The sequence below is a fragment of the Flavobacterium pisciphilum genome (assembly GCF_020905345.1).
In the GTDB taxonomy this organism is placed as follows: Bacteria; Bacteroidota; Bacteroidia; order Flavobacteriales; family Flavobacteriaceae; genus Flavobacterium; species Flavobacterium pisciphilum.
Genome location: NZ_JAJJMO010000001.1, coordinates 2,937,946 through 2,963,677, shown reverse-complemented (window position 1 = coordinate 2,963,677; position 25,732 = coordinate 2,937,946). Strand labels below are relative to the sequence as shown.

Annotated in this window: 22 protein-coding genes and 1 tRNA gene; 12 read left to right on the top strand and 11 right to left on the bottom strand. The window is 30.1% G+C overall.

Annotated features, from left to right (window positions below; all coding sequences use genetic code 11):
* Positions 1-26 precede the first annotated feature (26 nt).
* From LNQ49_RS12460 to LNQ49_RS12445, 4 genes are all read right to left on the bottom strand, one after another.
* Positions 27-1,010 carry a UDP-glucuronic acid decarboxylase family protein gene (locus LNQ49_RS12460; RefSeq protein ID WP_229989204.1) on the bottom strand — a complete coding sequence of 328 codons (984 nt, stop codon included), beginning with the start codon at positions 1,008-1,010 and terminating at the stop codon, positions 27-29.
* Positions 1,011-1,155: 145 nt separating this feature from the next.
* Complete coding sequence (locus LNQ49_RS12455; RefSeq protein ID WP_229989203.1) at positions 1,156-2,832, bottom strand: DUF6909 family protein; 1,677 nt, start codon at positions 2,830-2,832, stop codon at positions 1,156-1,158.
* A gap of 30 nt (positions 2,833-2,862) precedes the next feature.
* Complete coding sequence (locus LNQ49_RS12450; protein WP_229989202.1) at positions 2,863-4,350, bottom strand: GH3 auxin-responsive promoter family protein; 1,488 nt, start codon at positions 4,348-4,350, stop codon at positions 2,863-2,865.
* Between the two features lie 3 nt (positions 4,351-4,353).
* Positions 4,354-4,872: a peptidase gene (locus LNQ49_RS12445; RefSeq protein ID WP_229989201.1), complete on the bottom strand. Its 519-nt coding sequence runs from the start codon at positions 4,870-4,872 to the stop codon at positions 4,354-4,356.
* A gap of 208 nt (positions 4,873-5,080) precedes the next feature.
* Here LNQ49_RS12445 and tatA point away from each other — a divergent pair, with 208 nt between their 5' ends.
* Positions 5,081-5,266: a twin-arginine translocase TatA/TatE family subunit gene (tatA, locus tag LNQ49_RS12440; RefSeq protein WP_129540358.1), complete on the top strand. Its 186-nt coding sequence runs from the start codon at positions 5,081-5,083 to the stop codon at positions 5,264-5,266.
* A 74-nt stretch (positions 5,267-5,340) separates the two neighbouring features.
* Here tatA and LNQ49_RS12435 read toward each other — a convergent pair whose 3' ends face one another.
* Positions 5,341-7,464: a Tex family protein gene (locus LNQ49_RS12435; RefSeq protein WP_229989200.1), complete on the bottom strand. Its 2,124-nt coding sequence runs from the start codon at positions 7,462-7,464 to the stop codon at positions 5,341-5,343.
* A 117-nt stretch (positions 7,465-7,581) separates the two neighbouring features.
* Here LNQ49_RS12435 and LNQ49_RS12430 point away from each other — a divergent pair, with 117 nt between their 5' ends.
* Positions 7,582-7,851 (top strand): DUF1294 domain-containing protein, encoded by a 270-nt coding sequence (locus tag LNQ49_RS12430; protein ID WP_229989199.1) that lies wholly within the window; start codon positions 7,582-7,584, stop codon positions 7,849-7,851.
* A 144-nt stretch (positions 7,852-7,995) separates the two neighbouring features.
* On the opposite strand, the gene rpiB is transcribed toward LNQ49_RS12430, so the two are convergent.
* Both rpiB and LNQ49_RS12420 read right to left on the bottom strand, forming a co-directional pair.
* Positions 7,996-8,427 carry a ribose 5-phosphate isomerase B gene (gene rpiB / locus LNQ49_RS12425; RefSeq protein ID WP_229989197.1) on the bottom strand — a complete coding sequence of 144 codons (432 nt, stop codon included), beginning with the start codon at positions 8,425-8,427 and terminating at the stop codon, positions 7,996-7,998.
* Between the two features lie 737 nt (positions 8,428-9,164).
* Complete coding sequence (locus tag LNQ49_RS12420) at positions 9,165-9,398, bottom strand: putative signal transducing protein (protein WP_229989196.1); 234 nt, start codon at positions 9,396-9,398, stop codon at positions 9,165-9,167.
* A 183-nt stretch (positions 9,399-9,581) separates the two neighbouring features.
* Here LNQ49_RS12420 and rnr point away from each other — a divergent pair, with 183 nt between their 5' ends.
* From rnr to LNQ49_RS12405, 3 genes are read left to right on the top strand one after another with little or no spacing between them, the layout of a single operon-like run.
* Positions 9,582-11,762 carry a ribonuclease R gene (gene rnr, locus LNQ49_RS12415; protein ID WP_229989195.1) on the top strand — a complete coding sequence of 727 codons (2,181 nt, stop codon included), beginning with the start codon at positions 9,582-9,584 and terminating at the stop codon, positions 11,760-11,762.
* Positions 11,763-11,787: 25 nt separating this feature from the next.
* A complete protein-coding gene (locus LNQ49_RS12410) occupies positions 11,788-12,456 on the top strand; it encodes a head GIN domain-containing protein (protein ID WP_229989194.1) in 669 nt (222 codons plus the stop codon).
* A gap of 17 nt (positions 12,457-12,473) precedes the next feature.
* Positions 12,474-13,151 carry a LysE family translocator gene (locus LNQ49_RS12405; protein WP_229989193.1) on the top strand — a complete coding sequence of 226 codons (678 nt, stop codon included), beginning with the start codon at positions 12,474-12,476 and terminating at the stop codon, positions 13,149-13,151.
* Positions 13,152-13,356: 205 nt separating this feature from the next.
* Here LNQ49_RS12405 and LNQ49_RS12400 read toward each other — a convergent pair.
* Together LNQ49_RS12400 and folB are read right to left on the bottom strand one after the other, a co-directional pair.
* Positions 13,357-13,427: transfer RNA gene (locus LNQ49_RS12400), tRNA-Cys, on the bottom strand.
* Between the two features lie 102 nt (positions 13,428-13,529).
* Positions 13,530-13,892, bottom strand: coding sequence for a dihydroneopterin aldolase (folB, locus tag LNQ49_RS12395; RefSeq protein ID WP_229989192.1), 363 nt, complete (start codon positions 13,890-13,892; stop codon positions 13,530-13,532).
* Positions 13,893-14,010: 118 nt separating this feature from the next.
* Between folB and LNQ49_RS12390 the strand changes: the two genes are divergently transcribed.
* The 5 genes from LNQ49_RS12390 (at position 14,011) to LNQ49_RS12370 (ending at position 19,172) form a co-directional block, all read left to right on the top strand.
* Positions 14,011-16,128, top strand: coding sequence for a glutamine--tRNA ligase/YqeY domain fusion protein (locus tag LNQ49_RS12390; protein ID WP_229989189.1), 2,118 nt, complete (start codon positions 14,011-14,013; stop codon positions 16,126-16,128).
* Between the two features lie 1,396 nt (positions 16,129-17,524).
* A complete protein-coding gene (locus LNQ49_RS12385) occupies positions 17,525-18,004 on the top strand; it encodes a hypothetical protein (protein ID WP_229989188.1) in 480 nt (159 codons plus the stop codon).
* A gap of 82 nt (positions 18,005-18,086) precedes the next feature.
* Positions 18,087-18,416, top strand: a complete 330-nt coding sequence (locus tag LNQ49_RS12380) for a YtxH domain-containing protein (protein WP_229989187.1) — start codon at positions 18,087-18,089, stop codon at positions 18,414-18,416.
* Between the two features lie 147 nt (positions 18,417-18,563).
* Complete coding sequence (locus LNQ49_RS12375; RefSeq protein ID WP_229989186.1) at positions 18,564-18,914, top strand: competence protein; 351 nt, start codon at positions 18,564-18,566, stop codon at positions 18,912-18,914.
* Positions 18,915-18,917: 3 nt separating this feature from the next.
* Positions 18,918-19,172 (top strand): DUF6327 family protein, encoded by a 255-nt coding sequence (locus tag LNQ49_RS12370; RefSeq protein ID WP_229989185.1) that lies wholly within the window; start codon positions 18,918-18,920, stop codon positions 19,170-19,172.
* Positions 19,173-19,199: 27 nt separating this feature from the next.
* Here the strand turns inward: LNQ49_RS12370 and LNQ49_RS12365 are convergent, their stop codons facing one another.
* Entirely contained in the window at positions 19,200-20,177 is a 978-nt protein-coding gene (locus LNQ49_RS12365) for an SPFH domain-containing protein (RefSeq protein WP_229989184.1), read from the bottom strand.
* Between the two features lie 147 nt (positions 20,178-20,324).
* A complete protein-coding gene (gltX, locus tag LNQ49_RS12360; protein ID WP_229989183.1) occupies positions 20,325-21,830 on the bottom strand; it encodes a glutamate--tRNA ligase in 1,506 nt (501 codons plus the stop codon).
* Between the two features lie 164 nt (positions 21,831-21,994).
* On the opposite strand from gltX, the gene LNQ49_RS12355 reads away from it, so the two are divergent.
* Both LNQ49_RS12355 and ybeY read left to right on the top strand, forming a co-directional pair.
* On the top strand, positions 21,995-25,306 hold the full coding sequence (locus LNQ49_RS12355; RefSeq protein WP_229989181.1) for a hypothetical protein: 3,312 nt from the start codon (positions 21,995-21,997) through the stop codon (positions 25,304-25,306).
* Positions 25,303-25,722: an rRNA maturation RNase YbeY gene (gene ybeY / locus LNQ49_RS12350; protein WP_229989179.1), complete on the top strand. Its 420-nt coding sequence runs from the start codon at positions 25,303-25,305 to the stop codon at positions 25,720-25,722. Before LNQ49_RS12355 ends, ybeY begins: the two co-directional genes overlap by 4 nt.
* Positions 25,723-25,732 lie beyond the last annotated feature (10 nt).

Genomic DNA, 25,732 nt, shown 5'->3' with positions numbered 1-25,732 from the left:
GAATATCTTCCTGTTTTTGTTCGCATTTACCTTATATAGTTTGAAAAATCTTTATGTTCTTCTTTCGATAACTCTTCTTTAGAAAGTGACTTAAAATAATCGTACGTAATTTTCATTCCTTCAGCCCTATCAACTTTTGCCTCCCAACCAAGCAATTCTTTTGCCTTAGTTGTATCTGGCTGGCGCTGTAATGGATCATTAATTGGTAATGGATGGTAAACTACTTTTTGATTTGTTCCTGTAAGTTTTATAATTTCCTCAGCAAAATCTTTGATAGTAATTTCATCTGGATTTCCAATATTAACTGGATAAACATAATCTGAATGCAACAATCGGAAGATACCTTCTACTTGATCATCTACATAACAAAATGAACGCGTTTGCATACCATCTCCAAAAATGGTTAAATCTTCTCCACGCAGTGCTTGTCCAATAAAAGCAGGAATTACACGGCCATCATTCAATCGCATTCTTGGTCCATAGGTATTAAAAATACGTACTATTCTAGTTTCTACACCATGAAAAGTATGATATGCCATTGTGATAGATTCTTGGAAACGTTTGGCTTCATCATACACTCCACGTGGGCCAATAGTATTTACGTTTCCATAATATTCTTCTGTTTGAGGGTGTACCAAAGGGTCTCCATAAACTTCAGATGTTGAAGCAATTAAAATTCTTGCTTGCTTTACGCGCGCCAATCCTAATAAATTATGCGTCCCCAATGAACCAACTTTTAATGTTTGGATTGGAATTTTTAAATAATCAATTGGACTTGCTGGTGAAGCAAAATGCAAGATGTAATCTAGTTGCCCTGGAACATGTACAAACTTTGTGATATCGTGATGATAAAATTCAAAATTCTCAAGTTTAAATAAATGTTCTATATTTTTTAAATCTCCTGTAATTAGATTATCCATTCCTATAACATAGTACCCTTCCTTTATAAAACGGTCGCAAAGATGTGAACCTAAAAATCCTGCAGCTCCTGTAATAAGTATTCTTTTCATTGTGTCTTTTCTATGTAACAAATGTAAATGATTTAAAAAATAATTTATAAATCACATTCTTTAAAATATTGTAATCTAATTTTTGCGATAACATTAACCACAAATCAAATTTGTGATTTTATTTAGAGTGCGTTTGCACTCATTATTATTTTATATTAAAAATCTGTTCAAGGATTTTAATTGTAATCAAATAAGTTGGCTTTACTCCTGTTGTACCTAATCCACCCGAAGCTAATGTACTTCCAGTTTCTAATGGGTTATCTGATGCATAATAAGCGTATCTAACCTTTATATCATGTGGAACACTTTTTCTAATTTTTGAAGCCGATTGAATCGCTTTTTGATAATACGACCCTTCCATTTCAAGACCGATAACTCCCCAAGTAGATTCATGGAAAAATTTTAATAAATCACGATTTTGTAATGAAGTACCTAATACAGTAACCATAGCACCTTCAAAAACAGCAATATCATTTCCTTCAAACATTGCTCCTCTTAACTCATTTTCAAAATAATAGTTGTCAGCCGTTCCTTCATTTATATGTGCTGTCGGAATCATAATATCTCCTTTTCCACCTTCTAGAATCCCTGCTTTACCCATTATCGAAACCGATTTTACATTAAGAAGTGTTTCCTTTTTATAAGGTTTTAACAACTCATCAATTGTTTCATAAGCTTGCTCTCCAAACGCGTAATCCATAACAATGATTACTGGTTTCTTATCCGTTAAATCTGCATTAGGAAATGCACTTTTGGCCCAATCAATTTTAGCAGTATCAAAAATTTGTACATCTATATTAGTTCCTGAAGTATCCGGTAATGAAATCATTCCATTTTTCAATGCAACTGCTTCAACGTCTTTACGTATTGTTGCTCCCGATTTACTTAGCTCTTCATAAATAAAGAAATCAGATTTATCTTTAAACTTGGTTTTCAACAAAGGTGTTGCAAAGATAGAATTCATCACACTGTGCATATTAGCACTTATTACGTGTATAGGGCGATCCAAAAGCCCATTTGCCTTTAAAACCTCCTTGATGTTTGTTGCCCAGATTTCACCGTGAATATGATGTCCTAAACGCTCACGTAAAATAGGACTAAATGTAATTGTGCGTTTATTATTTTCAACAACTTCTTCAATTGCTAGTTTACCTAACCAATAAATAATGTGTAAAAATCTGTCTGGTTCAGCTTCAGAACCAAAAGCATCATAAATATTAAGAACTTCTTCAAATGTTCTTCCTAAGATATTTGCAACATGTGATATTGCCTTTTCTTTCTCTATAAGTGGTAATTTTTTTGTTTGCATTACTGCTAACTCCAATTTTAACCAATCACGTGAAACTTCGCCTCCATCATCTAATAAAACTCTATTTCTGATTTTATGTGATTCAATGAAAATAAAAGTCAAATGGGTCAAGATATCATAGATATCAGAACGTCCACGAGTGATTTCAACATTCATTTGTTCTTCATCAATTCTATAACAATTTCTTCTTCTTTTTGGAGGAACAATTGCTTGAAAGTGTGATTTCGAATATCCTTCGTCTGAAGTTAGATTAATATAACGGCATTCTTCAATTCCTATTGGAAGTCTCTCTATAACATATAAAAGTCCGTTAAGTTCTACTTTTTCTTCGGCAATATTTCCGTAAATTTCTGGTCGCAAGGCTAATAACGCTTCACGTAATGTATCGCCCGAAATTCCCATTGGTTTATAAAAACCTCTGTTAAACAAATGGCGCATTGTAATGTACATTTTTTCAATAGCTGCTGACGATTCTTGCGCTCTTGATCTCGAAATGTTTTTTGATTCTTTCATTCTAAATATATTTTTTAAACTTTTTAAGCTTTATTCTTTATTTAATGCGTCTGCTATATCTCTATTATTAGACAGTCGCGGGATTTTATTTTGTCCTCCTAATTTTCCTTGCGATTTCATATACTCCTGAAAACCATTTTTAGCAACTTTGGTTACCACCACTTTTTGCAAAATGTTTCCAGTAATCAAATCGTCATAATAAATGTTTTGTTTTCGCATCGCATCATCTATTGCTTCTGCGAAAGTTACTATATTTTCTGGTTCATTTTCAAATTCTACAAGCCATTCGTGATATGGTAACCCTTCAGCTGGGTTAATTTGTGGTGCTACAGTAAACTCATTAATTCTAATATTGGTATTTTCCATAGCCACTTTCATTGCGTTTTCAACCTCATTCCCAATAACATGTTCTCCAAATGCTGAGATATAATGTTTAATCCTACCTGAAACAATAACTCGATGTGGAAATAAAGAAGTAAACTGTACAGTATCTCCAATATTATACCCCCAAAGCCCAGCGTTTGTTGATATAATCAAAACATAATTCACACCTAATTCTACTTCACCAATTGTTAATCGTTGTGGATTTTCACTAAAAAACTCATCCGCTTTTATAAACTCATAAAAAATTCCGGAATTCAATAGCAAAAGCATTCCTTTAGATTTTTGAGAGTCTTGGTAAGCAAAGAACCCTTCTGAAGCTGGAAACAACTCGATACTATCTACTTTTCTTCCTATCAGATTTTCAAACTTTGCTCTATAAGGCTCATAATTAACGCCACCATATATAAAAAGATTGAAGTTTTTAAATAAATCTCCTACCTTCTTTCCACTTCTTTCTTCTAAGCGTTCAAAATACATTTGTACCCAAGACGGAATCCCAGAAATAATAGTCATATTCTTGTCTATCGTTTCATCGACAATGGCATTAATCTTAGTTTCCCAATCGTCAATGCAATTGGTTTCCCAAGAAGGCATACGGTTCTTCTGAAGATATTTAGGTACAAAATGAGCTGCAATTCCTGATAATCTTCCTAGTTTTATCCCGTTTTTTTCACTCAATTCGGGGCTTCCTTGTAAGAAAATCATTTTTCCATCTACAAAATCTGTTTTTCCAGTTTCATGTATATAATGTAAAATTGCATTTCGAGAAGCTTCAATATGATAAGGCATTGATTCTTTGGTAAGCGGAATATATTTGGCTCCTGAAGTTGTTCCAGAGGTTTTGGCAAAATAAAGAGGCTTACCTTTCCATAAGATATCGCTCTCACCCAATTGTACTTTAGCTATATATGATTTTAAATCTTCATAATCTCTTACAGGTACTTGCTTTTTAAAATCTTGAAACGTCTTTATTTTATCAAAATGGTGGTCTTTTCCAAACTCAGTATCTTTTGCAGCTTTTATCAAACTCTTAAAAACTTTCTGTTGAGTTTCAACAGGTTTTTTGGCCCAAGTCTGCGTATTATTATAAATTTTGCTTGCAAATAATCTTGCAGCGACTGATTTTATAGACATTCCTTATTTTTGTTTTTTATCACTTTTATTCTTTTTTACAGAATTAGTGTTTACTTTTTCATCTTCTTTAGCCACTTCTTCACGCAATTCTAATTCCTCTTTAGATGGTGCTAAATTTATTTCTTCCTCTTTTTCATCAACACTTGCTAAAATAGAATCTTTGTTAAATTTAGCATATTCTAATTGACCTGTTAACACTTTTTGAATAGATTTAATGTAAGCTTCATTTTTCTTTAATGCAACCGTTAATGAATCCGATTTTAAAGCCAATTCCGTTGCATTTTTTTTCAATTCAGTCGATGAATACCCCGGTATAAATTCGCGTAATGGTGTAAATGCAATTATAAATGTGGTAATTAATATTAAAAAAATTGCCCCTAATGTTGCAACTACAAAAACATTCATAAGATTTAACTTAAAAGAGAAGATCTCTTCAAAAGTATTCTCATTCAAAATAACTAATCTGTTTTTAACAAATAATCTGTTTCTGAATTTAATCCGTTTTAATCTTTTTTCTGTCATTGTGGTACTTTAATTGACAAATATAATAATTAATAGTGTTGATAAAACGGACAAAAGAGAATCCGATAGCCTTTAAAATAGCATTTTATAAAATATTTAACTCGTCTAGAAAAAAATATTTTATAGTAAAACTAATTCATATTAACTAATTCTGTATACCTTTGTCTTTATTATATACAAATTTGCTCCGGCAATTAACTATTCAATCATGGGAAGATTAGGTGTTACAGAAATCCTTGTTATATTAGCAGTTGTTTTATTACTTTTTGGAGGTAAAAAAATTCCAGAATTAATGAAAGGTTTAGGTAGTGGAATTAAAGAATTCAAAAACGCTGCTAAAGACAATGATCAGCCAGCTGATAAGAAAGAAAAAGAAGAAGATAAACCAGCTTAATTTATTAAATAAAGTAATGCTGTTATAAGTTCCAAATCCCAATAAAACATTATTGGGATTTGGAATTTCTTGTTTTATAATATCATTGTCAACTGAATACGCTTTCTATCTTCATCAACCTCAGTTACTTTTACATCAACGTGTTGGTGTAATTTTACCACTTCATTTACGTCACTTACAAAACCAGCTTTAAGTTGAGAAATGTGAACCAATCCACTTTCTTTAACACCGATATCAACAAAACAACCAAAATTGGTGATGTTATTAACAATCCCTGGTAATATCATTCCGGTTTTTACATCTTTTATACTTTTTACATTCGGATCAAATTCAAAAACCTTAGCTGATTTTCTAGGATCTAAACCTGGTTTTTCTAATTCTTTAATGATATCCTTTAATGTTAATAACCCTATTTCTGGCGTAATATAATTCTCTGGTTTTATTAAAGCTGTACGTTCTTTATTAGCAATAAGATCATTAACAGTTAGTTTTAAATCTTTAGCCATTTTTTCAACAATTCCGTATGCTTCAGGATGTACAGCCGAATTATCCAACGGGTTTTTTGCATTAGTAATTCGAATAAAAGCAGCTCCTTGTTGGTATGCTTTATCACCTAAACGAGGTACTTTTTTCAACTGTTTACGATCTTCAAACGGACCATTTTCTGAACGATATTGCACAATATTTTCAGCAAGCTTCTCTCCTATTCCACTCACATAACTCAATAAATGTTTACTTGCTGTATTAATGTTAATACCTACCGAATTTACACAACGGATTACAGTATTATCCAGCTCTTCTTTTAATTTTGACTGGTCAACATCATGTTGATATTGTCCTACTCCAATCGCTTTTGGATCAATTTTTACCAATTCAGCCAATGGATCAGAAAGTCGTCTCCCAATAGAAACCGATCCACGAACTGTTACATCATAACTTGGGAACTCTTCACGAGCGATTTTGGATGCTGAATATACCGAAGCTCCAGCCTCAGAAACAATAAATACCTGAACTGGTTTGTCAAACGCGATTTTTTTTATGAAAAACTCCGTTTCTCTAGATGCAGTTCCATTTCCTATTGAAATAGCATCAATTTTATAAGAGTTCACCATCGAGCGGATTTTTTTCATCGCCATAGCATCTTCATGTTGTGGTGCATGTGGATAAATGGTTTCATTGTATAACAAATCTCCTTTTTCATCCAGACAAACTACTTTACATCCACTTCTGAATCCTGGATCAATTGCTAGAATACGCTTTTCTCCTAATGGCGGCGCAAGCAACAACTGTCCTAGATTATTTGCAAAAACCTGAATAGAATTGGCATCAGCTTTAGCTTTAGCTTCCTGAAGTGTTTCGTTTCCAATAGCAGGATTCAACAACCGTTTATAACTATCTTCAATTGCTAATTGTATATGTGGCGTTGTATTATTTTGACCTTTAATAACCAGTTCATCAATAACATCATAAGCTTCATCAATATCAACTTCAACTTTCATTTTTACAAATCCTTCGTTTTCAGCACGAAGCATTGCTAATAATCGGTGTGAAGGTGCTTTTGTTAATGGTTCTGCCCAATCAAAATACTGACTAAATTTTTGTGCGTTTTCATCGTCTTTTTTCGTTTTTACAACCTTAGTTGCAATAGTCGATTTACGTTGGTATAATCTACGTAATTGTTTACGTACATAAATATTTTCGTTAATCCATTCAGCAATGATATCGCGAGCTCCTTGTAATGCAGCTTCTTCGTTAATAACATTGTCATTAATATATCGAGTAGAAATAAAATCAACATCATCATTTCCTTGCGACATTATTATTTTTGCCAAAGGCTCTAACCCATTCTCACGTGCGACATCGGCTTTAGTTTTCTTTTTCTTTTTAAAAGGAAGATAAAAATCCTCTATCTCTTGTAAATCAAAACTTTGTTCGATTTTTTGTTTTAATTCTGGTGTAAGTAGTTTTTGTTCATCTATTGATTTTAAAACTGCTTCTTTACGTTTTACAATAACTTCATATTCTTTTTGAAGTTTTGCAATTTGTTCAATTACTACTTCATCAAGATTTCCTGTTGTATCTTTTCGGTATCTTGAAATAAACGGAATTGTACAATCTTCCTCTAATAATTTAACTGTGTTTTGAATGTTAATCGCTGCTGTTTGAACAGACTTGGCAATGAATTGAATATTAGTCATATTTTTAACGAAATAATTTCTTGATTAGAAAATGAGATAATTTGCTTATTAGAACCATTGTTGCAAATTAAACAATCACTCGGCTAAAATAATATCTTTGTTTATAATTTTAAGCCTATGGAAGTTTTATTAATATATATTTTAGTTGTAAATGTTCTTAGTTTTATCCTTACTGGATATGATAAATACCTGGCTATCAAAAACAAGCATCGAATACCAGAAAAAACACTCTTTACAATAGGTCTTTTGGGTGGTTCTTTAGGTTTGTTAATAGCAATGGTATTGTTTAAACATAAAACGAGTAAATCTTCTTTTATTGTAAAATTTGGTGGAATTATATTTGTTCAAATCCTGTTTGTAATTTCAATATTAAATTATAAAAGATAGATATTAACAATGTTAATAACTCTAAAAATACGTTTTAACACCCTGAATATAAACTATATAAAACTATAATAAGCCAGATGAATTATAAAAATCCGTCTGGCTTATTAATTATCTTTGGTGCGAAGCACCCGTTTTTTTTACTTTTTATTGACAAGCAATCTTATTCACTCTATTTTGGTGTCTTCCTCCTTCAAATTCGGTATTTAAAAAAGCTTCAACCATTTCTACAGCTTGAGGAATCGATGTAAAACGTGCTGGAATACTAATAATGTTAGCATCATTGTGTAAACGAGTTAAAACAGCTATTTCTTTTGTCCAACATAGTCCAGCTCTTACTTTTGGATGTTTATTAACAGTCATTGCTATTCCGTTTCCGCTTCCGCAAATAACAATTCCAAAATCAGCCTTACCTTCAGTAATATCTGTAGCAACTGGATGACCAAAATCTGGATAATCTACAGAGTCCTCAGAATCAGTACCATAATTAGTTACCTCATGTCCTTTTGCTTTAAGCATAGCAACAATTGCTTTTTTATAATCAGGTCCTGCGTGATCGTTTCCTATTGAAATTTTCATTTTAAGTATATTTAAGTTGTGTAGCGCAAATTTAACCAAAGAATTTTAGATATACTTTACTAACATTTGTTTATTTACATTGCTGTAGAATGTTATTCTTATTTTGTATTTAAAGCATAAAAGCTAACTGAATTATAACTCTCATTTTAACAGGACATTACAGAGTTATTAACGATTTACATATTACATAAATAATTGATAATCAGTTATAATTATTTAATGATTTTGTTAATTTTTTATATTGTTAATAGCAAAACGCAATTGCTTGATATTCAGTTAACTTTAAATTAACATCTTTTGTTAATAAGTATAGAAAGAAAATTAGAAGTTTTTTTTGGTTGTGTCATTAAAAAACCTAATCCAAAACTGGAATTTAAAAACCTAATAAAGTTTGGAGAATTTTTAGAAAAGTTATCAATATCAAAAAGTACATTTTCAACAAAAATCAACATATGAAGTTATCTACAAAATGAATTCATTTTAGGTTGTTAACCAATGTTAATTAAAATCTAAAAAGTCTTATGAATTAATCCTTTAACGAAATATAAGTATGTTGATAACTCAATATAACTAAGACAAACTTCATTTCAATACATTTAAAAATAAATTTATATGACATATTAACACACTATAATAACAACCAAAAATTAATTAAATTTAAATTTTTTCTTTTGTATTATATAATATATGTTAACAACTATTAAAATTTTAAAAAGAAAAAAAATTAGAAAAAGAAGCTAAACGATTGAAAGAGGATTATTGAGATTGTCAAGGATTTCCTGAACCCTTTCGAAATCCTCAGGATGAACGTTAAGTTTGATTCCGCCCAAAGCTGTCGAATAAAAGGGAACAACCGAAAGGGTCATTTCATTTTCGAGATAATATGGAATTTCCTCTTGTTCTAATAAATGTTTTAGAACAACAGTTTCGTGTAGATAATTGAATATAGCAATGGTTTTAAAGCTTTGCATAGAGGTCTTTTTGTAAAGATACGAAATGAGTATTACTTAAATTTGTTTAAGTATGTGAATTGCAAATGCCCTTTGAAAATCAATAAATAGCTACTTTTGAAAGTTATATTTTTAATAAAGTGAGGCCTAAAAACTATTATCTGATATCTTCTTTGTAATTTTAAACCTTATAAGAAAAGATATATGAGTAAGAAAATTAGAAAACCGATAAAGAATGAGAAAGATTTCTCAAGTAAGATTATAAAAATTTTATCGCAACATGCTAATAAACCATTTAATTACAAACAAATAGGAGCAAAGCTCGAACTAGACGATACTAAAAGTCGTAACCAAATTATAAAAGATTTAAAGATTCTTGCATCTCAAAATAAGATTGTAGAATCAGAACCAGGTAAATATTTAATCAAAGCAATTAGTCAGGATTATTATGAAGGTACGATAGATATGACAAGTCGTAAAACGGCTTATTTTATTTGTCCAGACTTTACAGAGGATGTATTTATTCCTACTAACAATTTAAATCGTGCACTAGATAAAGATAAAGTAAAAGTTTACGTTTATAACAGAAGAAAAGGTAAACGTCCTGAAGGTGAAGTTATTGAAGTTGTAGAAAGAAATAAAACTGACTTTGTTGGTGTTATTGATATTCAAAACAATTTTGCTTTCGTTTCTACTGCAAATCCTAAAATGTATACTGATATTTTTATTCCAAAGGATAAAATAGGAGAGGCGCAAAATGGTGATGTAGTTTTAGTTACGATAGAAGATTGGCCAAAGAGAGCAGATAGTCCATTTGGTTCAGTAGTAAAAGTTTTAGGAAAACCAGGAGAACATGATACTGAAATTCATGCTATTTTGGCTGAATATGGTTTACCATCAGATTTTCCAGTAGAAGTAGAAGCATATGCACAAAAGATAGATACTTCTATACAAGCAAGTGAAATTGCTAAGCGTCGCGATATGCGAGATACGCTTACATTTACGATAGATCCAAAAGATGCAAAAGATTTTGATGATGCATTGTCTTTTAAGAAATTAGAGAATGGAAATTACGAAATTGGAATTCATATTGCCGATGTTTCTTATTATCTAGAAGAAGGAACAATCTTAGATGATGAAGCTTATCAACGTGCAACATCTGTTTATTTAGTGGATAGAGTAGTACCAATGCTTCCAGAAGTGTTATCTAACTTTGCATGTTCATTACGACCTAATGAAGAAAAATATACCTTCTCGGCTGTTTTTGAAGTATCAGAGAATGCACAAGTTATTAACCAATGGTTTGGTAGAACTGTAATTTATTCAGATCAACGATTTGCCTATGAAGAAGCGCAATATATCATTGAAACAAAAGACAATACAATTCCTGCAGAAACTTCAATTACAGGAAGCTCTTATGTTGTTTCAGATGAAATTACAAATGCAACTTTAAAATTAGATGAATTAGCTAAGATTTTAAGAAAGAAAAGAATGGCTAATGGAGCTATTTCTTTTGATAAAGTGGAAGTTAAATTTGATTTGAATGCTGAAGGAGAACCAGAAGGAGTTTATTTTAAAGTATCAAAAGATGCGAATCATTTGATTGAAGAATTCATGCTTTTAGCAAATAGAAAAGTTGCTGAATACATTGGTAAACAAAAGAAAACGTTTGTTTATAGAATTCATGATGAGCCAAATGAAGATAAATTAATTGCAATGCAATCTGTAATTGCTAAGTTTGGTTATAAGATAGATTTCCGTAATAAAGGAGATATATCTAAATCATTAAACGCTTTAATGGAAGAAGTTAATGGTAAAAAAGAACAAAACTTAATTGATACTCTTGCTATTAGAAGTATGAGTAAAGCCAAATATTCAACTGATAACATTGGGCATTATGGTTTAGCTTTTGATTATTACAGCCATTTTACTTCACCAATACGTCGTTATCCCGATGTAATGGTACATCGATTACTGCAATATTATCTAGATGGTGGAAAATCGGTAGATGAAGAAACATACGAAACAAAGTGTTTACATTGTTCGAATATGGAAGGTTTAGCTACCAATGCAGAACGAGATAGTATTAAATACATGCAGGTTAAATACATGCAGGATCATAAAGATGAAGAGTTCTTGGGAGTTATTTCAGGAGTTACTGAATGGGGAATTTATGTAGAAATTGTATCTAATAAATGTGAAGGAATGGTAAGAATCAGAGAGATAAAAGATGATTATTACACCTTTGATGAAAAACAATACGCACTAGTTGGTGCTACATCAGATAAGATATTACAATTAGGCGATGAGATTTACGTTAAAGTAAAAAATGCCGATTTAGTTAAAAAACAATTGGATTTTCATTTTTTAAGAAGAGCAGAATAAGTAGTAAAAATTTAAAAAAGAAAACATGAAAAAGTTATTAATAGGAGTTGCAATTTTATTTGTACAAGTATCATTCGGTCAGATAACGAAGAATTTAGGAGATTTTGATAAAGTTAAAGTATTCGATAAATTGAGTATTACTCTAATTCATGCTTCAGAAAATAAGATAGTTATAAAAGGAAGCAGAGAGAGTGAAGTAGAAGTTGTTAATAAAAATGGAGAATTGAAACTAAGAATGCCATTTCCAAAACTTTTATCAGGAGATGATGTTTCAATACAGTTGTATTACAAACGTATTGAAAGCATTGATGTAAGCGAAGGAAGTATCGTTTCAAGCAAAGAAACATTCAAACAAACTACAATTGACTTAAACTCTAAAGAAGGAGGAGAAATCAATGTAATTTTAGATGTTGATAACGCTAAAGTTAGAGCTGTTTCTGGTGGAACTATAAAAATATCTGGAGAAGCAAAAAATCAAGTAGCTAGTTTAGGTTCAGGAGGAATTTTAAGAGCAAAGGGATTACATACCTCACAAACGACAATAAGCGTTTCTGCGGGAGGAAATGCCGAAATCCATGCTACTACCTTAGTTGATGCAAAAGTAAACGCTGGAGGCTATATTTACATCTATGGTAAACCAAAACAAATTAACCAAAAAACTGTTCTAGGCGGTAGGATTGAAGAAAAAGAATAAAACGAAATTGTATTTTAATGATAAACGATATTTTAGCAGGGATTCCATGGGGAGTATTTTTAAGCTTTATGGTTGGCCCGGTATTTTTTATATTACTAGAAACTAGTATTACCAAAGGGTTTAGAGCTGCATTGGTTTTTGATCTCGGTGTAATTCTTGGAGACATTTTCTTTATAGCTATTGCTTATTTAGGAAGTTATAGATTAATTAAAAGTTTACAAGATAAACCAGCTCTATTTATTTTTGGTGGTATAATCATGTTAGCTTATGGTATTATTTCTTTTGTACAACTTAAGAAAGAAGCGAAAATAAACGATGAAGAAATAGATCGTGATATCATAAAAAGAAATTATGGAAGCCTTTTTGTAAAAGGTTTTTTCCTGAATGTTATAAATATCGGAGTACTAGGTTTTTGGGTTGCAATAATTATTTCTATTGGACCAAAATTAGAAATGCAAACTTCTAGAATGATGACATTTTTTGTAACAGTTGTATTAACTTATTTAATTATTGACTGTATAAAAATTGTTTTAGCTAAGCAATTAAAATCTAAAATGACACCATCAAATATTCTTAAAATTAAAAAAGGAATAAGTGTAGTTTTAATGATTTTTGGATTTGTTTTAATCGTTCAAGGATGGTTTCCAAAAGAAAAAGAAATGGTAAAACATGCTTTTGAAAAGATAGATAAGTAGTTGTTAATAACTGCAAAATTAAAATATAAACCTCTCATAACGAGAGGTTTTTTTATGTTCATAACTGATGTTTTTCATTTTGTGGGACGAGAAATTACATAAGTAATAGAAGTAATTTCAGTACGATTTCTCTTTGGGTAGAAATGACAATTGTATGGAAAAATAAAGCACAAAAAAAAGAGACACATTTCTGTATCTCTTTTAGAGGCATCGTCCGGATTCGAACCGGAGTAGGAGCTTTTGCAGAGCCCAGCCTAGCCGCTCGGCCACGACGCCATTAATTGAACGGATGGCAAAAGTAACCATAATCTTTAAATTTTAAAAACTTAAAGCCAACTATTTTTCAAATTTATTTCTTTTTATAAATTTGAATTTAAATTATTTCTTTCTAGTATCTTTCATTCTAATTGTAACCGTCTCAACATCACCACCAATAGGAGGGTTGACTTTAGAAACTTCAACGATTGTTTTTGTTATCATTGGAATCTCTTCAAGTACCCTAGTATTGATTCTTTTGGCAACATGTTCCAATAATTTGGATCTAATAGCCATTTCTTCGGCAACAATTTTGTTCAAATGTACGTAATCAACAGTATCAGCAAGGTGATCTGATTCAGCAGATTTTCTTAAATTGGCATGAATTTCTAAATTCACTACATATTCTGATCCTATTTTTCCTTCTTCAATTAAACATCCGTGGTAAGAAAAAGTACGGATATTTTTTAGTTTAATAATTCCCATTTTTTGTTTTAATTTCTTGTTCTAAGTTTCAGATTTACTGAGAAGTTTCTAAAGAAAACTGTAAACTGTAAACCTAAAACTGTAAACTTTTTTATCTTTGCTAAAATTACTATAAATAATGGCATCAGAAGAAAAATCACTCAATTTTATTGAACAAATCATAGAAGAAGATTTAAAATCAGGATTATCAAAAGATAGGCTTCATTTTCGTTTTCCACCAGAACCAAATGGCTATTTACACATTGGTCATGCAAGTTCTATTGCTTTAAATTTTGGATTAGGACTTGATTATCAATCGCCTGTGAATTTACGTTTTGATGATACCAATCCAGAAAAAGAAGAACAAGAATTTGTTGATGCAATAAAAAAAGATGTTGAATGGCTAGGTTATACTTGGTCAGAAGAACGTTATGCATCAGATTATTTTCAGCAATTATATGATTGGGCAGTTTTATTAATTAAAAAAGATAAAGCTTATGTTGATAGTCAATCTTCTGAAGATATGGCTATTCAAAAAGGAACCCCATCAACTACTGGTACAGATAGTCCATATAGAAATCGTTCAGTTGAAGAAAATCTTGACTTATTTGAAAGAATGAGAAAGGGAGAATTTGAAGCTGGAACACATATTTTACGTGCAAAAATTGACATGAAATCAACAAATATGTTGATGCGTGATCCTATTATGTATAGAATTTTGCACAGAGATCACCATAGAACAGGTGATACCTGGAAGATTTATCCAATGTATGATTGGGCACATGGACAAAGTGATTATTTAGAAGAAATTTCACATTCATTTTGTACACTAGAATTTTTACCACACCGTGAATTATACGATTGGTTTTTGGATCAAATTATAGATGATAATAAGTTACGTCCTAAGCAAAGAGAATTTGCAAGACGTAATCTTTCACATACAGTTGTAAGTAAAAGAAAATTACAACAATTAGTTAAAGAACAACATGTTAATGGTTGGGATGATCCTAGAATGTCAACTATTTCAGGATTAAGAAGAAGAGGATATACTGCAGCTTCATTGCGTAATTTTGCTAATACAATTGGTATTGCAAAACGTGATAATTTAATTAGTGTATCAGTTTTAGAGTTTTGTATTCGTGAAGATTTGAACAAAATTGCTCCGCGAGTAATGGCTGTTTTAGATCCAGTAAAGTTGGTTATTAACAATTATCCAGAAGGAAAAGAAGAATGGCTAGAAGCCGAAAATAACCAAGAAGACGAAAGTGCAGGATTCAGAAAAGTTCCTTTTTCTCGTGAATTATATATTGAAAGAGAAGACTTTTTAGAAGAAGCTCCAGCTAAATTTTTCCGTTTGACGTTAGGAAAAGAAGTACGTCTTAAAAATGCATATATCATTAAAGGAGAAAGCGTTATAAAAGATTCAGAAGGTAATATTACAGAAATTCACGTTACTTATGATACTGATTCTTTAAGCGGAAGTGGGACCGAAGCAAGTCAACGTAAAGTATCTGGAACATTGCATTGGGTTTCTATTCCTCATGCAGTAGAAGCAGAAGTTCGTTTATACGATCGTTTGTTTACAGATGAAGCTCCTGACAGTTATAAAGATAAAAATTTCTTAGATTTTGTGAATCCAAATTCATTAGAAATCGTTACTGGATTTGTAGAACCAAGTTTAGCTACAGCTGTAAATGAAGATAAATTTCAGTTTCAACGTTTGGGTTATTTTACTGTTGATAAAGACTCAACTACTTCAAAATTAGTATTTAATAAGACTGTTGGATTAAAAGATGCTTGGGAAGAAAAAGGTAAAAAAGAAGAAAACAGTATCAATAATTCTTTAAAAGATATCAATAAATATTTTAAAGTTGAAACTAAGCCAGAACGTTTAGCAATTGAAAATGCAATAGGGGAGAACATCGCAACTATTTCAAGTTTTTCATTATTGCAAAATTCATTGAAGAAGAATATTAACAATAATAAGAGTTCATTGTTATTTGCTCAATTTATTCTTAAATATTCAAGTTTGAAATCTTCAGATTTTGAAGAAGAGGATATAAAAAAATTATATACTATGTCTCTAAGAAGTGAATCATCTTTTGTTCGTTCAAAAGCACTTTTAAATTTAAGAGATCTTGAAAGTATTGATTTTAAAAATCAGTTTGAAGAAGAAATTCAAAAATTAAATTCAAATCCTCCAAAAAACAGTACTGATAGAGAAAAGGAAATTTTACTAGAAGTACTTAATAAATAACATCAATTTTAATTATCGAAAAGCGCTTATAAAAAGCGCTTTTTTTATTATTTAAATTTTCTATTAATATATTAAAAACAATAGTTTTAATATATTAAAATCAGCTTTCATAAATTGATTTTAAGGTGTTTTTTAAAATCAGACGATATAATTTATGTTTTTAATTAAATGGTTGATTAGCGATCTTTATTTTAGTTTTGACCTGATTTGATATCCTTTTTGCTGTTGTCAACATTGAAATGTTTATAAGTACAGTTTCATAACCATTTTTATTAATTTGATTGATTAAATTAATTTAAGTTAAAAAATTCTACCAATTTTATTACTTAAGGATTTTGCCTTTTTCACTTTTATTACGAAGAAGATATTCTTCATAAAAATGGATAATAATAAGTATAAATTTAAATTATTTAAATACTTATTAATTAAGTTTTATTCTATTATTTATAAAAACTATTAATATTTAAAACATTATAGTTTTTATAGATTAAAAAAGGTTTTCATATATTGATTTTAAGAAGTTATTTAAATTAAGATGACTACTTTATTAGTTTTATAAATATAATTCAATAGAACTCTTTATTTTGATTTTTAGCCTGATTCTATCCCTTTTTTGTGCTTGTCAACACTGAAATGTTTATAAGTATAGCTTTTCAGTTGTTTTATCAATCAAATTGATAAAATTAATCCAAGTTGAAAAATTATATCAATTTTTATTATTGGGCTATTTCGCTTTCTTCAATTTTATTATGAAGAGCATATTCTTGATAAAAATCAATAGCAATTAAGTATCAATTTAAATTATTATAATTTTGATTAACTATGTTTTATTTTATTATTTATAATAACTATTATTATATTAAAAATTATAGCTTTTATAGATTAAAAACAGCTTTCATATCTTAATTTTAAGACAATATTTAAAAAGAGATAACTCTATTGTTGGTTTTATAAAGATGGTCTAACAAAACGCTTTATTTTAATTTTTAGTAAAATTTAGGGTGGTTTAACGCGTTGTTAACACAAAAATCTTTATAAATGTATTATTTTTATGAAAAGCCAATTTAGCAAATTTTTAAAAAATGAATTTATTCATTTTGGAATAAAAATGGAGTGGGCTATGATTATAAAATTATTTCTTAAATCTTAAAATTTGATTTTATGCAAATTTTAGTTTTTGAATAGTTTTAGATGGAATTTTAAATATTAATTTATCGTTTGTATTTTGATTGTGATTTAGTTTTGATAATACTTTTATTTAAGTGTTTTTCAATTTTACTTCATAAGTACCAAAATCACCTAAATTGATTTTTTGATTATTTTCAAATTGTTTATTTCATTTTTAAAATCTGCTTAAGAAGGTTTAATTATTAAGTTAAACTTAAAATCAGAAATTATGAAAATCAAATTTTTAATATTAGGGTTATTATTTACGAGTTTTGCTTTTTCACAAACTCATCAAATTATAAAACATAATGGAGAAAAATTAGATGTTAATTATATAAAGCAAGATAATAATCTTCTTTACTATTCATTGAATGGTAGTCAGGAACAATTAGCAATTAGTAAATATGCGGTTTCATCTCTTACTGAAAAAGCTAGTTCTAAATCTGAATCTATTTCTCCAAAAATTGTAGTTGCTGATAAAAAGGATTATAGCTCGGTAAGGGTTTTAAAACCTAGCCAAACTATTGGACTCAAAGAGGTTGAAAGTTTTACTGGCTTATCTACTAAAACAAAAGGGGAGTCTCCTTTGGCTTTAAAAGAGCATACAGAAAGACGTATTAAAACCAAGTCTGCTGATAATGGTTATCCATTTGTTTCCATTGTAGAAAAACCGGATGGAAAGTATCATGCAATAGCATATGTATATTAAAATTATATTAAACATTAATTTATAAGAATTTTATCTATATAAAATTGATTATCTTTATTATCAACTTTTAAAATTTATAGTTATGTCAAACAACACAGGAAACACAATATTGGCACTTCTTACTGGAGCAGCGATAGGAGCAGGAATTGGAATTTTGTTTGCACCAGATAAAGGTTCAAAAACAAGAGGACGTATTAAACATGGAATCGACGATGCTAAACATAATTTAAAGCATAAATTTGAAACTTCAACAGAAGAATTACGTGATAAGTTTTTGAATGCCAAAGAAGATTTAGATGGAACTTATGAAAACTTACTTTCAAATATGAGTTATAAAACGGAAGAAGTAATTTCTTTTCTTGAAAATAAATTAGCAGATTTGAAAACTCAAAACGCTAAACTTCAGAAATAAATAGCCTTTTTTTAAGGCATCACCAAAGTACACATTGAACTTTAATAGTTATTGTTTCAAAAAATTTATTTAATTTTAAGAATTACAATACATTAGTCTCATTGTGTACTTTGTATTTTTTACCAAAATCAATTAAAATAGTTATTTATGGCTTTTGAAGAGTTTAAAGAACATACCGAGAATATTCAAGATCAGGCTAAAGCTTATGTTGATAGTCACCTTGCTTATTATAAACTTTGGGGTTTTAAAGTAGCAATGAAATCTACTACAGTAATATTTAAATTTATTTTGATTTTACTGTGTTTTAGTATGGTTATGCTATTTGGATCTGTTGCTGCTGCCTTTGCAATTAGTGCTGCTTTGGGTAGTTATACTTTTGGTTTTCTTATAGTAGGAGGGGCGTATTTGTTAGCAACGATACTTATTTTCTTTATAAAAGATAAAATGGTAGAAGGACCAATTTTAGAAAAATTTTCAGAAATCTTTTTTAACGACTAAATTATGGAAACTAAAAAATACTCATCTTACGCTGAAATCGAAAGAGAATTAGAAATTCTGAAATTAGAAAAACAGATCAATTATCAAAAGTTAGTATTAAGTGTTCAACAAACCAAAGAATCTTTAGAACCACAAAATATTATAAATGGTTTCTTAGGATCATACAAAACGATACTTTCAAATTCTTATATAAAAATTATTCAGGCTGCCATCCCTTATTTGATAGGATGGTTTATGAACAAAAAAAGAGGCAATTAAGCCTCTTTTTTATTTTCTATATTCTTATTATTGTGCTATTTCTGAATCTTCAGGTGCTTCATAATCTGGTTTTGTTTCAATTACAGGTTTAACTTTTTTATTAGTTTTCTTCATCATTTCACCAACTTGGTTTGATGCACTAAAAGAAGCTACCATATTGTTTAACATATCACTTCCCGCTTGTGGTGAATTTGGTAATAAAATTAAGTTAGAATTTGCATCTGCACCAATAGCTTGTAATGTATCATAATGTTGAGTAACTACAATTAAAGCAGAGGCTTCTTGTGAATTAATACCAACTTTATTCAAAACATCAACACTTTCTACAAGACCTCTCGCAATTTCTCTTCTTTGATCAGCGATACCTTGACCTTGTAATCTCTTGCTTTCTGCTTCAGCTTTTGCTTTAGCAACAATTCTAATTCTAGATGCTTCAGCTTCAAATTCTGCAACTGTTTTTTCTCTATCTGCAGCATTAATTCTGTTCATTGCATTTTTAACTTGGATATCTGGATCAATATCAGTTACCAATGTATTGATAATTGTATATCCATAAGTAGTCATTGCTTCATTCAATTCTCTTTTTACTGCAATTGCAATATCATCTTTTCTTTCAAAAACATCATCCAATTTTAATTTTGGAACTTCTGCACGAACTACATCAAATACATAAGATGTGATTTGATCATGTGGGTATTCTAATTTGTAAAAGGCATCATAAACAGTTTCTTTGATGACCATAAATTGAACAGATACTTTAAGTTTTACAAAAACGTTGTCTTTAGTTTTTGTTTCAATGATTACATCAAGCTGTTGAATTTTAAGATTTACTCGTCCAGCAATTCTATCAATCATTGGTATTTTTAATTGTAAACCTGAAGTTCTTACACTAAGAAATTTTCCAAAACGTTCTATAATTACAGATGTCTGTTGTTTTACTGTAAAGAATGAGGATAGGAAAATAAATAATCCGAAGATTAAAAGAATAATAATTGGAATGTTCATAACTGATAAATTTAGTTTAAATATTAAGGGTCAAATTACGAAATTTCTTCCATTTTAATACGTTATGTTTTCATTAAAATAGAAAAGCGTTAAGAATACCTTGTGTAGGTGTTCTTAACGCTTTTATTGATTGCTGTCTTTATTTGTTTATAAAGCTACTATTGCTTTTTGAATTCTAGAGATTGTTTCTTCTTTTCCAATCATCTCAACTATATCAAATAGGTGAGGACCTTTTAAAGCTCCAACTAAACTCAATCGGAAAGGTTGCATTACTTTACCCATTCCTATTTCATTTTTTGTCATCCAATCTTTCACTATAGTTTCTATATTCAAAGAGGTAAAATCTTCAATATTTTCTAGAACAGAAGTTAGTTCTTGCATTAAAGCAGGAGTTTCTTCTTTCCAGTTTTTGGTAGCTTTCTCATCGTAAGATGTTGGTGCTTGAAAAAAGAAATCACTTAGTTCCCAAAATTCCGATACAAAATGTGCACGTTCTTTTATTAACGAAACGATTTTTACTAGATCAATTTTAGAAACTGTAATCCCTTTTTCTTCAAGAATAGGTGAGAAGTCTTTAGCTAAATCTTCGTTACTTCTTTTTATCAAATGTTGGTGATTGAACCATTTGTTTTTCTCAGGATCAAATTTAGCTCCTGATTTGTGAACTCTGTTCAGATCAAATGCAGCTACTAATTCTTCTAATGAAAATATTTCTTTATCCGTTCCGTCATTCCAACCAAGTAATGCAAGGAAGTTAATTACTGCTTCTGGGAAAAATCCTTTTTCTCTATAACCAGATGAAACACCTTCTTCAGTTTTCCATTCTAATGGGAATACTGGGAATCCTAGTTTATCACCATCTCTTTTAGATAGTTTTCCGTTACCAATAGGTTTTAGAATTAATGGTAAATGTGCAAATTCAGGTGCATCCCAACCAAAAGCTCTATATAATAAAACATGTAATGGCATAGATGGTAACCATTCTTCACCTCGAATTACATGTGATGTTTCCATCAAATGATCATCTACAATGTTTGCCAAATGGTATGTTGGCATTCCGTCACTTTTAAATAAAACTTTATCATCTAATAAGTTTGTTTCAAACTTAACTTCACCACGAATGATATCTTGTAAATGCAACGTTTCATTAACTGGAGTTTTAAAACGTATTACATAATGTTCACCATTTGCAATTCTTTTAGCAGTTTCTTCAGAAGAAATTACTAACGAAGTATCTAATTTTTCACGGTTGTGATGGTTGTATATAAATGTTTTTCCTTCAGCTTCGTGTTGTTTTCTATGTGCATCTAATGATTCAGGAGTATCAAAAGCATAATATGCCCATCCAGAATTTATTAATTGATCAGCATATTGTTGGTATAATGCTGCACGATCACTTTGACGGTAAGGACCAAACTTTTCGTTTTTACCTACTGTTTCTTCAGGAGCAATTCCCAACCATTCTAATGCTTCCATTATATATTCTTCGGCACCAGGAACAAAACGAGTTTGGTCGGTATCTTCAATACGCAAGTAAAAAACTCCATTGTTTTTTTTGGCAAACAAATAATTAAATAATGCAGTACGAACACCGCCTATATGTAAAGGTCCAGTTGGACTTGGTGCAAAACGCACACGAACTTGTTTTGACATTTTTATAAATTTTGATGCAAAGATACAACTCTAATTATAAAGTTAGAATAGGATAGCTATAGGGATAATGTGTTGTTTATAGCTTATTTGGCCAATTTTCTAATTATTCATTTTCTAATTAAAATTAGTACTTTTATGGGTTATAAGTAAAACAGATTACTATTTTGAAAACAGTTCCATTCATATATCAAAAGTTAGAAGATTTTATAAAGAAATATTACACCAATGAATTGATAAGAGGCTTGCTTCTTTTCACTGGATTTGGATTGTTGTATTTTTTATTTACCATCTTCATTGAATATTTTCTTTGGTTGAAGCCATTAGGAAGAACACTTTTATTCTGTGCTTTTGTTTGTGTGGAAGTATTCTTGTTGTTTCGTTTTATTATGTTTCCGCTTTTTAAGTTATTCAAACTTCAAAAGGGGATAGATTACAATGAGGCTTCGGCTATTATTGGGAATCATTTCACGGAAGTAAATGATAAACTAACTAACTTTTTGCAGCTCTCTGCTACAGCTTCTACCATAGAAAACTCTGAATTAATGTTGGCTTCTATTGAGCAAAAAGCAAATTCACTGCAACCAATTCCATTTAGTAATGCCATTAACTTTGGTGCAAATAAGAAATATTTGCCTTTAGCTTTAATTCCTATTTTGTTCTTTTTAGTTTTTTATATCTCTGGAAACACTAATATTCTTTCTCAAAGTTTAAATAGGGTAGTGCATTTTAATGCTGCTTTTTTACCACCAGCTCCTTTTAAATTTGTTGTCATAAATTCTAATTTACAAACGGAACAAAATAAAGACTTCATCCTTCAAGTAGAATCAGAGGGTAAAGTGATTCCTGAGAATGTTATGATTCATATTGAAAACGAAAGTTATTTTATGGAATCGACTAAACCAGGTGTGTTTGAATTCAAGATAGAAAAGCCTATTTCAAATATTGAATTCTATGTAGAGGGTAATCAAGTTACATCTCCTACTTATGAATTGAAAGTTATTACAGTTCCATCGATTGCAAATTTTGAAATGCAATTAAACTTTCCTTCTTATTTAAATAAAAAAAGTGAAACTATTAATGGAACAGGTAATGCAATCTTACCTGAAGGAACTCGAGTAACATGGAAAATGAATACAAAATCTACTCAAAATGTAGATTGGAAAGAAGCTAATTCGTTAATTCCTTTTGTTAAAGCTGATAATAGCTTTGTTTTATCAAAAAATATAAGTCAAAATACAGAATATCAAATCCTTACATCTAATAATAAGGTTAAAAACTACGAAAAACTCAATTATCAGCTATCTGTCATCAAAGATCAGTTCCCTACAATCAATGTAAGTGTAGCGCCTGATAGTTTAAAGCTTGGTAAGGACTATATGTTGGGCCAATTGTCTGATGATTATGGTTTGTCAAAATTGCAAATTGTCTATTACGAACGCAACAAACCTAACACTGCCAAACGTGGAACAATTGCTGTTAAGAATAATGTTTTCGATCAATTTGTTTTTTCTTTCCCAAGTAATCTTCCAGTAGAGCAAGGAGTATCTTATGAATATTATTTTGAAGTTTTTGATAATGATGCACCACATAATTTTAAGAGTGCAAAGTCTTCAGTTTTTTCAGATAGAGTTGCTACCAATGAAGAGTTGCATGAGCAAGATTTAGAACAACAAAATAGTAATATTAATGCTTTATCTAAGTCATTAAAAAGTCAGGATAAGCAAATTTCTGAATTAGAAAAGCTTCAAAAAGTAGGTAAGGAAAAGAATAATTTAGAATTTAAAGACCAGCAAAAAGTAAATGATTTTATCAAGCGTCAGAAACAACAAGACCAAATGATGAAAGAATTTGCTGAGAAGATGAATCAGAATTTAGATAAATTCAAGACAGAAAAGAAAGATCAAAAAATAGATGATCTACAAAAGCGTTTAGATAATGCTGATAAAGATTTAGAGAAAAATCAAAAGCTCTTAGATGAACTTAAAGACTTAAATGATAAAATCAAGAGTGATGAATTGTTTGAGAAGATTGATAAGTTCAAGCAAATTTCAAAGAACCAATCTAAGAATTTGGAACAATTAGTTGAGCTTACTAAGAGGTTTTATGTAGCTAAAAAGGCAGAACAATTAAAAGATAAACTAGATAAGTTAGCCGATAAACAGGAGCAGCTTTCTAATAAAGAAAAAGAAAACACTGCAGACAAACAAGATGAAATCAATAAAGCTTTTGATAAACTTCAAGAGGATTTAAAGGATTTGAAAGAAGAGAATAAGACACTAAAAGCACCAATGGAAATTCCAACTGACTCAAATAAAGAGAAGGACATTGATAGTGATTTAAAGAAAGCATCTGATGAATTAAAGAAAAATAACAGTGCTGGTGCTAAACCAAAGCAGAAGAATGCTGCTAAGAAAATGAAAGAGATGGCTGATAAGATGAAAGAAGGAATGCAGTCTTCAGAGCAGGAGCAACTAGAAGAAGATGTAAAGATGTTACGTCAGATTTTAGATAATCTGTTGGCTTTTTCATTATCAGAAGAAGCGGTTATGTTACAGTTTAAATCTATGAAACTAGGTTCTTCTGTATTCAATAAGAATATAAAGATTCAGCAAAACTTAAAATTACAGTTCAAACATATTGATGATAGCTTGTTTGCTTTGTCGCTACGTAACCCTAAAGTTGCTGAAGATGTTACTAAAGAAATTGGAAATATTCAATATAATATGGACAAAGCCCTTGAGACTTTGACTGATGTTCAGATTCGTAAAGGAGTTTCTCACCAGCAATATGCTGTTTCTTCTGCAAACAAACTAGCTGATTTTTTAAGCGACTTGTTAAGTAATATGCAAATGGCTATGGCCAATCCTAGTTCGGGCGAACCTAAACCAGGTCAAGGTGAAGGTATGCAATTACCCGATATTATGAAAAAGCAAGAAGGATTAGGGAAGAAAATGAAGGAAGGAATGCAGAAAGGGCAGGAGCCGGGTCAAGGTAAAAACGGTAAAGATGGTAAAGATTCTAAGTCTGGTGGTAAAGGAACTTCTGGCGAGAGCGGTGATGATGGTGAAGGTAACGCTCAAGAAATAATGGAAATTTATAAAGAGCAGGTTCGTCTTAGGGAAGCTTTACAAAAGGAATTAGAAAAACAAGGACTTGGTCCGAATGGTCAAAAGACTTTAGAACAAATGAAACAGTTGGAAAAACAACTTTTGAATAAGGGATTTAAGAATGAAAATTTACAGCGTATATTAAATATTCAGCAAGAATTATTAAAGTTGAATACGGCTGTTCAAGAACAAGGTCAAGAGAACAAGCGACAATCTGAAACAAATAGGAAAGAATTTAATAATCAATCGAATGCGTTGCCAACGTCATTATCAGATTATTTAAATAGCATAGAGATTTTAAATAGACAATCATTACCTTTGCGCTCGAATTTTAATCAAAAGGTTCAAGAATATTTTAAAAAAAAATGATCAATTTTAATTACGAAACAGACTTCGTTTTAGATAATGAAGAAGCGTTTGAAGAGTGGCTTTCAGCTGTGATTCTTTCGGAGAATAAAAAAGAAGGTGAGATAAGTTATATATTTTGTGATGATGAATACCTTCATAAAATCAATGTAGAGTATCTTAATCATGATACACTTACTGATATTATCAGTTTTGATTATACAGTAGGTAACGAACTAAACGGAGATATATTTGTTTCTGTTGAAAGAGTTCGCGACAACGCTCTTGATTTTAATGTTACTTTTGAGAATGAATTAAAGCGTGTTTTAGCTCACGGTATATTACATTACTGTGGTTATAAAGACAAATCAGATGCTGACGCTGCTTTAATGAGAGCTAAAGAAGAAGAGAAAATTGCTATGTTCCACGTGGAACTATAATTAGACTACC